The organism is Metabacillus sp. GQ13 (assembly GCF_059758525.1).
Map to the genome: position 1 here is coordinate 25,286 of NZ_JCAXET010000001.1, position 12,983 is coordinate 38,268.

Annotated in this window: 18 protein-coding genes and 2 pseudogenes; 8 read left to right on the forward strand and 12 right to left on the reverse strand. The window is 33.6% G+C overall.

The genetic code is table 11. The annotated features are described in order from the left end of the window. Nucleotides 1-91: 91 nt before the first annotated feature. Entirely contained in the window at nucleotides 92-532 is a 441-nt protein-coding gene (locus tag AC6CHR_RS00135) for a YndM family protein (protein ID WP_498246419.1), read from the forward strand. Nucleotides 533-792: 260 nt separating this feature from the next. On the opposite strand, the gene AC6CHR_RS00140 is transcribed toward AC6CHR_RS00135, so the two are convergent. Then, nucleotides 793-1,470 (reverse strand): DUF421 domain-containing protein, encoded by a 678-nt coding sequence (locus AC6CHR_RS00140; RefSeq protein ID WP_498246420.1) that lies wholly within the window; start codon nucleotides 1,468-1,470, stop codon nucleotides 793-795. Between the two features lie 118 nt (nucleotides 1,471-1,588). Here AC6CHR_RS00140 and AC6CHR_RS00145 point away from each other — a divergent pair, with 118 nt between their 5' ends. Next, nucleotides 1,589-2,056 (forward strand): YndM family protein, encoded by a 468-nt coding sequence (locus tag AC6CHR_RS00145; protein ID WP_498246421.1) that lies wholly within the window; start codon nucleotides 1,589-1,591, stop codon nucleotides 2,054-2,056. A gap of 38 nt (nucleotides 2,057-2,094) precedes the next feature. Here the strand turns inward: AC6CHR_RS00145 and AC6CHR_RS00150 are convergent, their stop codons facing one another. Both AC6CHR_RS00150 and AC6CHR_RS00155 read right to left on the reverse strand, forming a co-directional pair. Next, nucleotides 2,095-2,400 (reverse strand): spore coat protein, encoded by a 306-nt coding sequence (locus AC6CHR_RS00150; protein ID WP_498246422.1) that lies wholly within the window; start codon nucleotides 2,398-2,400, stop codon nucleotides 2,095-2,097. A gap of 4 nt (nucleotides 2,401-2,404) precedes the next feature. Beyond that, on the reverse strand, nucleotides 2,405-2,605 hold the full coding sequence (locus AC6CHR_RS00155) for a hypothetical protein (RefSeq protein ID WP_498246423.1): 201 nt from the start codon (nucleotides 2,603-2,605) through the stop codon (nucleotides 2,405-2,407). A gap of 174 nt (nucleotides 2,606-2,779) precedes the next feature. On the opposite strand from AC6CHR_RS00155, the gene AC6CHR_RS00160 reads away from it, so the two are divergent. The 5 genes from AC6CHR_RS00160 to AC6CHR_RS00180 all read left to right on the forward strand — a co-directional run bounded on the left by AC6CHR_RS00160 (nucleotide 2,780) and on the right by AC6CHR_RS00180 (nucleotide 6,541). Then, nucleotides 2,780-2,986 (forward strand): spore coat protein, encoded by a 207-nt coding sequence (locus AC6CHR_RS00160; RefSeq protein ID WP_498246424.1) that lies wholly within the window; start codon nucleotides 2,780-2,782, stop codon nucleotides 2,984-2,986. A 17-nt stretch (nucleotides 2,987-3,003) separates the two neighbouring features. Further along, nucleotides 3,004-3,366, forward strand: coding sequence for a spore coat protein (locus AC6CHR_RS00165; protein WP_498246425.1), 363 nt, complete (start codon nucleotides 3,004-3,006; stop codon nucleotides 3,364-3,366). Between the two features lie 21 nt (nucleotides 3,367-3,387). Next, entirely contained in the window at nucleotides 3,388-4,524 is a 1,137-nt protein-coding gene (locus AC6CHR_RS00170; RefSeq protein ID WP_498246426.1) for a zinc-dependent alcohol dehydrogenase, read from the forward strand. Between the two features lie 269 nt (nucleotides 4,525-4,793). After that, nucleotides 4,794-6,047, forward strand: a complete 1,254-nt coding sequence (gene cypC / locus AC6CHR_RS00175; protein ID WP_498246427.1) for a CYP152 family fatty-acid peroxygenase CypC — start codon at nucleotides 4,794-4,796, stop codon at nucleotides 6,045-6,047. A 308-nt stretch (nucleotides 6,048-6,355) separates the two neighbouring features. Continuing rightward, complete coding sequence (locus tag AC6CHR_RS00180) at nucleotides 6,356-6,541, forward strand: type Z 30S ribosomal protein S14 (RefSeq protein ID WP_498246428.1); 186 nt, start codon at nucleotides 6,356-6,358, stop codon at nucleotides 6,539-6,541. A 157-nt stretch (nucleotides 6,542-6,698) separates the two neighbouring features. Here the strand turns inward: AC6CHR_RS00180 and AC6CHR_RS00185 are convergent, their stop codons facing one another. Then, the gene (locus tag AC6CHR_RS00185) at nucleotides 6,699-7,316 is read right to left on the reverse strand and encodes a hypothetical protein (RefSeq protein ID WP_498246429.1); all 618 of its coding nucleotides are present in this window, start codon (nucleotides 7,314-7,316) and stop codon (nucleotides 6,699-6,701) included. A 306-nt stretch (nucleotides 7,317-7,622) separates the two neighbouring features. Between AC6CHR_RS00185 and AC6CHR_RS00190 the strand changes: the two are divergent. Continuing rightward, a pseudogene (locus AC6CHR_RS00190) lies at nucleotides 7,623-7,877 on the forward strand (DUF3231 family protein); the annotation flags it as partial. A gap of 509 nt (nucleotides 7,878-8,386) precedes the next feature. Here AC6CHR_RS00190 and AC6CHR_RS00195 read toward each other — a convergent pair. The 8 genes and pseudogenes from AC6CHR_RS00195 to AC6CHR_RS00230 all read right to left on the reverse strand — a co-directional run. Beyond that, nucleotides 8,387-8,749 carry a VOC family protein gene (locus AC6CHR_RS00195; RefSeq protein ID WP_498246430.1) on the reverse strand — a complete coding sequence of 121 codons (363 nt, stop codon included), beginning with the start codon at nucleotides 8,747-8,749 and terminating at the stop codon, nucleotides 8,387-8,389. Between the two features lie 94 nt (nucleotides 8,750-8,843). Further along, nucleotides 8,844-9,035, reverse strand: coding sequence for a hypothetical protein (locus tag AC6CHR_RS00200; RefSeq protein ID WP_498246431.1), 192 nt, complete (start codon nucleotides 9,033-9,035; stop codon nucleotides 8,844-8,846). A 74-nt stretch (nucleotides 9,036-9,109) separates the two neighbouring features. Further along, a complete protein-coding gene (locus AC6CHR_RS00205; protein WP_498246432.1) occupies nucleotides 9,110-9,772 on the reverse strand; it encodes an MSMEG_1061 family FMN-dependent PPOX-type flavoprotein in 663 nt (220 codons plus the stop codon). A 173-nt stretch (nucleotides 9,773-9,945) separates the two neighbouring features. Further along, complete coding sequence (locus AC6CHR_RS00210) at nucleotides 9,946-10,494, reverse strand: GNAT family N-acetyltransferase (RefSeq protein WP_498246433.1); 549 nt, start codon at nucleotides 10,492-10,494, stop codon at nucleotides 9,946-9,948. A 385-nt stretch (nucleotides 10,495-10,879) separates the two neighbouring features. Next, complete coding sequence (locus tag AC6CHR_RS00215) at nucleotides 10,880-11,332, reverse strand: DinB family protein (RefSeq protein WP_498246434.1); 453 nt, start codon at nucleotides 11,330-11,332, stop codon at nucleotides 10,880-10,882. 190 nt (nucleotides 11,333-11,522) lie between these two features. Next, nucleotides 11,523-12,545: a DUF2332 domain-containing protein gene (locus AC6CHR_RS00220; protein ID WP_498246435.1), complete on the reverse strand. Its 1,023-nt coding sequence runs from the start codon at nucleotides 12,543-12,545 to the stop codon at nucleotides 11,523-11,525. Between the two features lie 177 nt (nucleotides 12,546-12,722). Beyond that, nucleotides 12,723-12,932, reverse strand: a complete 210-nt coding sequence (locus AC6CHR_RS00225) for a dienelactone hydrolase family protein (protein ID WP_498246840.1) — start codon at nucleotides 12,930-12,932, stop codon at nucleotides 12,723-12,725. Further along, nucleotides 12,930-12,977: pseudogene (locus AC6CHR_RS00230) on the reverse strand (hypothetical protein); the annotation flags it as partial. The gene AC6CHR_RS00225 and the pseudogene AC6CHR_RS00230, both read right to left, overlap by 3 nt. Nucleotides 12,978-12,983: the final 6 nt, after the last annotated feature.

Consider the following 12,983-nt stretch of genomic DNA (forward strand, 5'->3'; position numbering starts at 1 on the left):
ATATACGATCCATTATTTATCGAATGTATATCTTGTATATAAATGATAGCTAAAGCAGATAGTATAAACGTAAAAAGGAAGGATGATCTTTGTGAATCATATCAAGTCAATCGCAATCAAGATGGTTGCTTCTCTGGTTCTTAATTTTTTTATTCTAGGTTTATTCTTTAACTATTCCTTTATTAATGTTCTTACACTAACCCTTATTTTAGGAATAGTTTCTTATATACTAGGTGATTTATTACTTTTACGAAGAACAACGAACACCGTAGCAACTGCATCTGATTTTGCATTAGCGATGTTATTTACTTGGTTTTTTCTCTCAAACATTACTGCAAATAACAATAATTTGTTTTTGGCATCTATGTTAACTGCAGGAGGATTAGCTGTTTTTGAATGGTTTTTTCATAAATATTTGGAATCAAATGTATTTGAAGATAATGAACCAATACTAAAGAGAACAACTTTAAAGTATCAAACGGAAGCCTCTGAAGAAATTACTCCTGAGCAAAAGATATATAAAAAAGATTAATATATCCCCCTCCATATAGGTGTGAGGGGGTTTTTCTAATTTAATGAGCAAGCGAAGGGAAAGATTTTAACTTAATCAGATACCTGTAACGATGGAAAGATAAAGACATAAATAAATGTAAGCATGACTAAGTAAGCTAAGATTAAAAAGCATCAATTAAGAAACCGTCAAAACGGATTAGAAAGGGAACATTCATAAACTCCCTCGAATAAAGTTATACCTATGTATCTATTCAAGGGGGGCAGATTAGAAGAATGTTATCAATAATGTTGAATATGTAAGCCCTCGCCTGGTTCCCACTCCGCATAGAATATTTCTTCATGCTTGTTTATCCCTCTTATTTGTAACTCCTTTTGTAACCATACTTCGTCTAAACCAGCCTTTTTCAGGTTTTCGACCAACACTTCTCCATCGCTAATAATCGTCAGAGGTATGTTTCTCTTTCGCTCACCTTTCATTTGTAATTCCTTTGAAGTAGGATGATCTGCTTCGAACTTACGTAACACACTTATTCCACCATTTGTTTCTAAAATAGCATATTCTACATCACCGACTGAAAAAATATCCTTAGAGCGTAGAAGTTGTTGCAGTTGATCAATATCTAGTTGGTTTCTTTTCATTTCTTTATAATCTAACTGACCCCCATTAATTATAATGGATGGCCCTCCTTCTAAGATCATTCTTAATCTACGAGATTTTTGTGTAACCAATTCAGTAAAGTAAATGAGTCCACCCCAAATTAAGATCGAAAAGAATATTTCTAAAAGACCAATTTTGTCATCGAATATAGCACTTCCAACAAATTCACCTAGCACAAGTGCAGATATAAAATCGAATGGAGTAATCTGACTTATTTGTGTCTTGCCTAAGCACTTTATAATAATAAAAAGCGCAATGTATCCTCCAATAATATCAGTTAAAATCTGTAAGTAAATCATACAAAAACCTCCACTTACTACTCAATAACACAGCAAATTATTTACTTAGTATGTTCTTCTAAAAAAAGAAAATACTATTAATGTTTAATTACTTTTGTAGAAGGAAGGATTATTATTTATGAGACATAGTCTGGCAATATTAATTAAATATGTTGTGATTGTGATCGTACTCTTTTCAATACTCCCAATCTTTAGTACTGCAAGTTTGACTGAAATTTTTATAATTAGTTTACTTGTTACAGGAACGGCCTACGTTATTGGTGACCTCTATATATTGCCTAAATTCGGAAACGTCATTGCAACAATCGCTGATTTTGGTCTAGCTACTGTTTCTATATGGGGATTTAGTGCAATTTTTATTGGTCAAGGTTTTAGAGTGTTGACTGCAGCTATATTTGGTTCAGTATTCATTGCGCTTAGTGAAGCTTTATTCCATGTATATATGAAGGAAAAAGTATTAACCAAAACAGGAACAGTAAGAAAAAAAGTCAACTTTCCAACTAATTTGCAAACTGAATTTGCTGAAGAAAATAATGTTCGAGAATTTAAAGAGAAACAAAAACAGAAGGAAAATAATAGAAGCTAAAAAGAGCGACTCTTCATATTGAAGGTCGCCTTTTTCCTTTATTGGGAATTTTCGCTTAAATCAAGTGCAGTTTCAGAAATATTAAGATCTAATTCTAATTGCTTTTTCAAGTTATTTGGGTAATACATTCCATGAGAAATCATGTAATTAGAGATCATTTCATGTGTTTCAACCGCATTTTTAAGTTGTTCTCGTAAAGCCAATCTGACTTCTGGTGTGCCACTTTCTGTAATCGCAAAGGCGATGTTTCTTACTCCAGCTTTTGCTGATATGAGGAAGTCTGTTGCGATTACCTGATCCGTCATACCGTTCATTCCTGTTAATTTTTTTATAAGGTTATTCATTCTGTTACATCTCCTTAATTGTTAATAAATCTCTAAGCCTCATGACTTCTTTCTTTCCTATATCTACTTGATTGGAAAGAATGAATTTTAAATCTGGATCCTGTGCGAATCCACTCATTAGTGTTGATTTCGTTAAAACTAAGTTTTTAAAGGTCAAAAGTTCATGAACTTCAAGTGTTTCATGTAATCCCATTTTCTTTTCCAAAGCTACCCCTCCATGATGATAATCTTAGTACCATTTTGTACCTTTGCCTCTTTTAAATAACTGGTACATTTTGTTAATGTGGGTTTTTAAGGTCCTACTTGTTTTGGATTAAATGAATAAACCAAACGATTGATGGCAATTTAATACTATCTAACACTGAAAGGGGAATGATGTATGAATGAAACCAGCTTAGCTTACCATGAAACGATGGATACCCATGAAATGCTGAACTTTAAGACGACATGCTTAATGAAATCAAAAATGATGATAGGTATTTGTTTTGATAATGACCTAAAAGCCCTTATGGATAAAGATATTCAACAATCGTTACAAGCACTTAAAGAGCTTAAGATCATTTATACCCAAGCACGTACACTATGATTTGAGGTGGAAATAAAATGAACGAAGATTACTTAGATCCAAAATATGCAGAAAGAATGCCGAAGATGGCAGATGCAGCATTTGCTCTAGACTTTCTGTTAACAATAAAAACTGGGATACGTTACTATGCTGTTACATTAACGGAAACAACAAGCCCCGCTTTGAGAAAGATACTTTACAAGCAAATGGAACAAGCAATCGATTTGCACGGGGAAGTCTCAGACCTAATGATAGAGAAAGATTGGCTCTATCCAAATGACATAGACAAACAAATAGAACTTGATATTAAATCTGCTGATATGGCGATTAGTATTGCAGAGATGGAACTATTTCCTCTTGATACTGATCGACTAGGTACATTTGCAACACCAGATAAATAGGTCGTAGGAGGAAAAATAGTGATGAAAGCAGTTACATACCAGGGTATCAAAGACGTTGCAGTAAAGGAAGTTAAAGCTCCAACAATTAAAAAAGCAGATGATATTATTGTGAAAATAACAAGTTCTGCAATATGTGGGTCGGATTTGCACTTAATACATGGAATGATACCAAATACACCTGAAGATTACGTTATTGGGCATGAACCAATTGGTGTCGTTGAGGAAGTCGGACCAGAGGTGACCAAATTAAAGAAAGGTGATCGTGTTATCATCCCCTTTAATGTCAGCTGTGGTGAATGTATTTATTGCAAAACCGATCTTACCAGCCAATGTGACAATTCAAATCCTCATGGAGATATGGGTGGATTTTTTGGTTATTCTGAGACAACTGGTGGGTATCCTGGTGGACAGGCTGAATATATGCGTGTACCTTACGGGAATTTCACTCCATTTAAAATCCCAGAAAATAGTGAGGTTGAGGATGAAAAATTAGTGTTAATTTCTGATGCAATGGCCACCGCATACTGGTCTGTTGATAACGCAGGTGTTAAAAATGGCGATACCGTAATCATTTTAGGATGCGGTCCAGTCGGCCTCCTTGCACAGAAATTTGCTTGGTTAAAAGGCGCTTCAAGGGTTATAGCGGTAGATTATATCGATTATAGATTAAGCCATGCCCAGAAAACAAATAATGTTGAAATCGTTAATTTTGAGAAAGAAAAAAATGTAGGAAATTATCTCAAGGAAATCACTAAGGGTGGCGCTGATGTCGTTATTGATTGTGTAGGGATGGACGGAAAAATGACCCCACTTGAATTCCTGGCAACAGGGCTAAAACTACAAGGTGGAGCTATGGGAGCAATCGTTACTGCAGCCCAAGCTGTCCGAAAAGGCGGCATGATCCAAATAACCGGAGTCTATGGAATGAGGTATAATGCCTTTCCACTCGGAGATCTCTTTCAACGTAATATTAATATAAGAATGGGACAAGCACCTGTTATTCCTTATATGCCCTATTTGTACGATTTAATCTCGGATGGAAAAGTAGATCCTGGTGACATCGTTACACATGTTATTCCATTGGATCAGGCAAAAAAAGGTTATGAAGTATTCGATACAAAAACAGATAATTGTATTAAGGTCGTGTTAAAACCGTAGCAATTAGAAATAAATAGTTCACTAATCCAAAATGAGGTGGGAATACAGATCCTCTCCCCTGCCTCATTTTAATGTGGCATGATAAATCAAAACATTCTTCCTTTCTATTATTTTCTTATCCTTTTTTAACTACATATTCAGTATGCAATATACTAACCTCTCTAATATTTTTCCATTTTATTGATTTCTGTTTAAACGGTTTATATTAGGGGAATTAAAATTTATTAAGAACATTAGAATTGTAAATAAACTAAAGGAGTAGATCGATAATGTCGTTAAATGAACAAGTTCCTAAGGATAAAACACTTGATAACAGTCTATCTCTGATGCAAGAAGGGTATTTGTTCATAAAAAATAGGACGGATCAATATCAATCTGACTTATTTGAAGCACGTCTACTTGGTCAAAAAGTAGTTTGCATGAGCGGAAAAGATGCTGCAAAGATATTCTATGATACGGATCTTTTCCAACGTCAAAATGCTTCTCCAAAACGAATCCAAAAAACGTTATTTGGCGTTAATGCAATTCAGTCAATGGACGGTGATGCTCATCTTCACCGAAAGCGGCTGTTTATGTCATTGATGACACCAGCACATCAAAAGAGGCTAGCAGAACTTACAAAGGATCAATGGCAAGCTTCTATTTCAGTGTGGGAACAAGATGATAAAGTGATTTTATTTGAAGAAGCAAAGGGAATTTTATGCAAAATTGCCTGCCAGTGGGCTGGTGTACCTTTAAAAGAAACAGAAGTAAAAGAGCGTGCTGAAGACTTTAGTGCAATGGTTGATGCTTTCGGTGCAATTGGACCTCGCCACTGGAGAGGCAGAAGAGCAAGAGGTCGAGCCGAAGAATGGATAACGTCAATCATTGAGGACGTAAGAACTGGAAAATTACCAGCTGAAAAAGACTCAGCCATTTTTGAAATGGCGTTTCATCGTGAACTAGATGGTAATCAATTAGATTCTCAAATGGCTGCCATCGAACTTATCAATGTATTACGACCAATTGTAGCCATCTCTACCTTTATTACATTCTCCGCTCTAGCACTCCACGAGCATTCTGGGTCAAAAGAAGAATTACAATCAAACGATGTAAACCTTGAAATGTTTTCCCAAGAGGTGAGAAGATACTACCCTTTTGCTCCCTTCTTGGGTGCAAGAGTACGAAAGGATTTCACTTGGAATCATTTTCAATTTAAAGAAGGCATGCTCGTCCTTCTCGATGTCTACGGAACAAACCATGACCCAAGGCTATGGGAGAATCCAAACGAATTTCGATCAGAACGTTTTAAGGAATGGAATGGTAACTTATTTGATTTTATTCCTCAAGGTGGAGGAGACCCAGCAAACGGCCATCGTTGTCCCGGTGAAGCTATTACTGTAGAAGTTATGAAGGGAAGCCTAGACTTTCTCTTAAACAAAATTAACTATCAAGTACCTAAGCAGGATTTGACCTACAGTTTAGTGAAGATGCCTACATTACCTGAAAGTGGTTTTGAAATGAGTGGAATTAGGAGGAAATAGTACGGTTAAATGGCTACTTAAATGGCGAGTTTCTCAAATATAAATTTATGAATGTATAATAGAAACCATACTAAAATGACTTTGGGTATACCCAAGTCATTTTAGTATGTAATAGAGCGATGTGATTTGAAATTTTGTCTACTCACTTCATTTTCCTCATGGAGGCTTTTAATCAATTCCTCAACATTTTTGTTAAATCAACTTATTATCTTAGAGTATAAATGCCAATAATCACCTATTGAATAAATAGATTGATAACGATATAATAAGTGATCTCTCCTACCTCACGTAAAAAAGGAGGATATATCATGGCAAAAAAGTCATTAATTAATAAGCACAAGAATGTACAAAAATTCAATGTGCGTGAATATACTCGATGCGAACAGTGTGGACGTCCTCACTCAGTCCTTCGTAAATTTAAGCTTTGCCGAATATGCTTCAGAGAATTAGCCTATAAAGGGCAACTTCCAGGAGTTAAAAAAGCAAGCTGGTAATAGATTATATCTATATCCCCCACCAATGGGGGTTTATTTTTGTCGTGTTTTTATTATATTTTATTTTTAGCTGTATTCACAATATATACATTTATAAAGTAATATATGTGGTATCCAATCAAAATCTCCTTTGTTTCATATCTATTTTTTAATGAACCTATTTTTCTTTATGATCTATGAAAGACTGATCATTTTTTATTTTAAGTTGATGCTGATATGTCACTGTTGCCATAAAGATTGAAAGTCCCCAAATAAATAATCCGCCATAAGTAATGCCATATACCCAAAACGCTAGTCCTTCTGAATTCCCCTTAGGTAGATATCCTAATAACTGGATTATTGTCAAAAAAAATACGGTGATGGTTAACAAACCGACTATCCAACCAGGTACAATCAGAATCCAACGTGGTACTTTCTTATTTTTTAATAATGGTACCCAACTCGGGACTATTTCCCCCCACGAAGAGACAAAAGAAAGAGCGAAGATGGAGGCGATTATAGCTAAAACAGAAGTGAAGTCAATCCCAATTATATATAAGTAATAAAACGGGCTAGATTGTTCTTTTAAGTTATTAGCCATACCTGATAAATTTATTATTGCTTGATCCGTCGTTAATCCTATCGTTCCTCCCCATAACCAAATAGACTTAAGTATTGCATACGGAAGTAAGACCACAGCCGCAAGATATCCCCAAAATCGTGAATAAAGAATTCGTGATGGATTTAAATGAGGTTTAATGTTTTTTTTATGATGAGAATTGACTTTCGATTCCATAGTTGACACCTTCTTTTTAAGTATGATGACTCTTACACTACTAGAAACGAGGAATAATTTGGTTTTCATTGGGTATTATATGATTTGTTTAATTTATATATGAAGAGAGATACTCAATGCAAATTTAAAAATCAACTCCAGCTACTATAACAAGTTTGTTGAATCCATTTATTATTCATACAATGACATACTGGGTTACATAGTATTTTATTAACAATACTCAAGATGTAATTTACATCTTATCCTGGAAAACACAGAAGAAATCGCATAAATAGAGATTAAAAAGTCTAACACTTTCTTAGAAGAGGTAAATCACCCATTTGCAGAAAATTTGATTCTGAAGACGTAAATGTTAAAGCACCTGCCCTCTTCTCAAACAATTATATAATCCTTCTTAAAGGTGCCCTAAGTCAAAATGTAGTTGTGTATTCCACTTCGTTAAGCACTTCGATACGTTCTGATATTCGACAATTTTATGAGGAGTGCATAAAAAATGAAGTTCAACTATTAAATAGGCTTGTTGACCACATGATAAAAAAAGATTACATCAACCAAATATAGATATTCTAATACCAAAACAGATAGAAAAGGTTAAAAGTCAGCACCTTTTAGTGGGCCTGTTGACTGAGCACCGACTACTCACAGCAAGCGAAATATCTCAGTTAGTAACGAATTTTCGATACTGTAATGAAAGGCGCTATTAAAGGGTGGTTAAAAGAACACTTTCTTCGAGGTACAGAGATGAAACAAAAGCAAATAGAAATTTTTCAATCACTTTTACAAGCCGACTTTTTGCCACAATTACATAGGAAAGTGAATTTATTGAAACGAATTTATCACCTTTTTCCGATAAATTAATGTTATTTAAAATTACTTTAACAGGAATACTAAAGGACAATACGGAGCATATACTTCCAGTGTATTAAGAAAGCTTAAGTTTTGCATGACACACGAAATTGAAATATAGTGAAGATTGAAGGTAGTATGAATTTAATGATAAAAAATCGAAACTTGGATGAACTTCCCAATCGCAAAACCACACACCAATGAAGGGTTTGCACAATTCCTGTTCACTCTAAAAATTCAATCCTGTTTCCAAAAGGATCTGATATAAAAAATCTCCTTACCCCTGGTAGCTTGGTATCTTCTTTAACAACAATTCCATTTGTTAATAGATGGTTTCTTAATTCGTCGATATTTTGAACCTCAAATGCTGGGTGTGCTTTTTTTGCGGGGGAAAATGGTTCTTCAATTCCTATATGTATTTGATATTGTGCAAAGGCAAACCAAACTCCTCCACGTTTCTTTAATTCCTCAGGTTTCTCTACTTCTTCAAATCCTAAAATACCGTTAAAGAATCTTCTTGCAGTCTCTTCGCTACCTTTTGGAGCAGCAAGTTGAATATGTGCAATTGTTTTAATGGTAAAAGACATAATTAACCTCTCCTTATAATGAATAATCCATGATAAATACGTACAAACCGATCAACTAGATATGTTTAGTTAGAATTAAGTTCTTCTAAATCACTTAATGTAAATACTCTACACTTAAACCTATATAAATTAATAAAGATACTGCTACAAGTCCAAAGAAAAATATAGACTTATTAAGTTTAGACGAGTTTTCCATCCAACCCCATCGTTTTCGGTTACCATCAAGCCAAAAGTAATCAACAACAACCGTCAGTAAAATAATGAGAATAACTATAAGAGAACCCATTAAGATAACAATCCCCCATCCAATAGTTGTGCAGTAGAACTCATTTATTCTTGATTTGGTTACTGCTCGAAGATTTAATAAAGTTTATTCGTATAACTGTCATTAAGGACTTCTCTGATAGTATCAACCGAAGTATTTGGTAATTTAGCATGTTCAAACAGTATTTTTGCAGCGGAAGGTAGTGTTTCTTTATCTGGCCATGTATGATGATTCCATAGATTTGAACGTTTTAATGCCTTTGCACAGTGAATGAAGCACTCCTCTATTTCAATGCTAATACCTATTATTGGTTTCTTCCCTTTCACTGACATTTGTTCAAGCAAACCTTCATCTCGTATCAATGTTGCTTTCCCATTAACTCGTAATGTTTCCTCTAAACCTGGGATAATGAAAAGAATCCCTATTCTGGAGTTTGTCAAAATATTACGCATCGTATCAATTCTTTTGTTTCCTGGTCGTTCGGGGATAACTAAATGTTTTTCATTATTTACTAACACAAAACCAGGATCATCCCCTCGGGGTGATCCATCACAGAAACCATATTCGTTGGAACTAGAGATAACAAGAAATGGTGATCTTGAAATAAACTCTATACAATGTTTGTCAAGGTAATTGATCACTTTGTTTTGGACTAAAGCACTCGGTGTACCGATCATGGAAGATAATTCTTCCTCTGTAGTAATTTGATCTTTGATAACATAAGGCCATTTCGAAACTCCCAACACCTCCCAATACATCCTAATTATACCACCTTAAGTAAAGGATGTTTACGCAAAGATTGTTGTTAAAGTCCTAATTCTATATTAAAAATCCAAAAGCCTTAGATCAACAAACTTATAGAATAGATCCTAATAAAAAGATATGGTTATGAATTTCTGTTTTGTTAAGATTTTATATGAATTTGCAGTGCTTATTTTTGGCTCTTAGCCCTGTTTAATTCTAACCATTCATTTTTTAAAATACTCATTTCCCATAAGCTCCAATATTCATCTCTTATTCTTCTTGAATCTCTATGTAATCCTTCTTTTTTAAATCCTGCCTTTTCGTAACAAGTAATTGCCGATGTGTTAAAGTCAAAGACTCTTAGACTAACTCTATGTAAATTGAGTTCATCGAAAGCAACTTTTAGAATTTCCTTAATCATTAGTTGACCAATTCCTTTTCCTCTTACCGCTTGGTCTCCGACTAACACCTTACCAACTCGGGCAGACTTATTATTTCTATCAATTGCCCCCAATGATATATGACCGATTCTTTTTCCTAATTCCTCATCTATTACACTATAAATTAAAGTTGTTGAACTGTTTTTATTAGCATCTTGGAGATAATTGCTTAACTGTTCTTCTGATAGGGGATAACTAAAACCTGGACCACCCCATTGTAGTAAAAATTCTGGACTATTAATCCAATTGATAAGTTGTTGAAAATCAGATTGCTTGAAAAAATTTAATTGGATCATTTCATATTCCCCTTAATACTTCTTAATCGACTAAGTTTTATCGATAAATTCAAAATTTACTATTAATCTCTTTATGTATACTATATGATTTTAGCTATAATACAGCAATTTAACGTAATAAGTTATTTACTAAATGAATTTAGCTTTATAGGTGCTACCTCAAAAAAATGTAATCAATCCGAAATGAAAGGCGAAGGAGTTATCACAACTATCTGGGCAGAGTTTCAAAAAATCAAATCCAAAATTTAATACCAAATATGAAGAATTCATCAATTATCGCATGATATAAAAAATAGATGGATTACTTTACTTTTCTTAATAATAGTAGACGATTTTATTAGATCATTTGACCATAGTGAGACAATGATGTCCGAAAGATTCCCCTTTAATAATTAGTTAATTTCTCATGTATTTGTTTTAAATGGTCACAATCATGGTGTAAAAAGATTTTTATAAAACTCTCAATTGAGTATTGTTGCCGATCTCCACCAATTGTGAAGCTTATTTCGTTACCTAAACTTTTCACCCTTTCAATTAATTCTTTTCGTGTATGCATAAATTCATTTATGATAGACTCTATTGAATTATTTCTTAGTTCTAATATTGCTTGCTCATTATATTCGTCATGGTCGGGAAATTGTGATAAATTAGCTCCATCAGTCATATTTGGTACCATTTTTTCTAGGTTGTATTTATCCCAATAATACAAATGTCCAACAATTTCTCTGATCGACCATTTCCCTTCTGAAATAGGATCATGTAACTGAGTATTATCTATTTCTTTTAATTTCGAAATTTGTTCAATTGTATCTTCGAATTGACTTATTGTTTTATACACTAATTCTCCTCCTACTATAAAATGATGTTAATATTGTTATTATATACCAAATGACTCTGAACTGGAACATACATTCCCATTTTTATAAATTCAATTTGCAATTAATACAATAAGTTAGGCAACCTTGTAAGTGTTAAATCTAGTATGCTCATGTTAAATTTAAAGTCTTTTAAATTCATAGAATAAACTACTACAATTCCCACTTAAACCATTTACCATGCCCTTCTGTTTCCCCAACAGTTTTATGATATTCAATTCCATTTATAAAAGAGTCTAGATGGAGTTTTCTGTCCCACATATTATTATAAAGATGAAAAACGTCTCTTTTAGTACCAATAAGCTTAATCGATTCTAAAAGTTTATGCTTCAAATTTTCTGGAAATTGATTTGCCACATGCGTATGGAAAATACAAAGTACGCTATCTTTAGGAATATGCTCAACGATATCTGAAAGTAACGTCACTCCATCTCCTTCAATTAGGCTGACTGGATCTTTTTTGAAATTGAGAGCTGCATGTTCAAAGAGTTCTAATCTTTCTTGATGCTCTGGCCAAATAAGAGATTTTAACCATAAATAGTCATCGGGATCTCTTAAATCACTAATATGTAAGTCTAGTCCAAGTCTAGATACTACTGGTGGACTATTAGTGAGAATGAAAGGGGAATTGTCTCCAATTATTTCGGAGCTTATATGCACATTTGATTGTTTGTTTCCATAGACTTGATTGTTCCCATATGAATAATTGTATGTATCCCATAATAGTTGAAGGCCAGCACTTGTTCCAATTTCAATTAATGATAAGGGCTTGTTTACCTTGTTAAAAATATAACAAAAACTTGGATAAAGATAAGCACAACGCCTTACTTCATTAGTCTGGACTATTTTACTTTTAAGAATTGAACTAATTTCATCTCTAAAGACGGTACAAAAATCTTTAAATTCGGCAAAAGATGCATCAACTTCTTGATGAGAAACAACTATACTATGATAATATTCTCTTAAAACGTGTTCTTTTCCCTTTAGCAATAGATAATGAACAGCAGCAAATAATAAGTTAGGGATTGGTTGTCCTTCTCTAGCATTCAAACATAAATCAAGAATTTCATCATCTTCAGCAATTTTAAGTGAAAGAAACTCATATAATTTACTGGACCCTTTACATTCATTTACAGCGAAATTTATAAATTTTTGAGATAATTGATCCTTATCCATATTCGTCTCTCCCCTATCTTTCATTAATACGTGTTAACTAACCTATATCTCTAATAAACTCTTTCACCTACCATTCACCTTCTTTGTAATGAATAGTAGCTCTACTGCAATAACTCCTATTTAGTTGCGTTAAATTAAAAATGACTCGAAAATATAGTTGATTTATAACACAGTACATTAAAAATATCCCAACTTTTTAAGAAAGCTCTCTGCATAACGATTTGTTGCTAAAAATGGTTTATTTTCATATGCACCATAGTTGAAGAATCCATGGCCCATCCCTTCAAAAGGGATTAATTCAATTTGATTTCCATTTTGAATCATTTGATCGCAAAAATTTTTAATTTGTTGAATAGGAATATGTTCATCCTTTGTTCCGTGAAAAATGATTGATGGGGGTAGACCTGTACTTATTTGATGTATAGGGGAAATGTACTT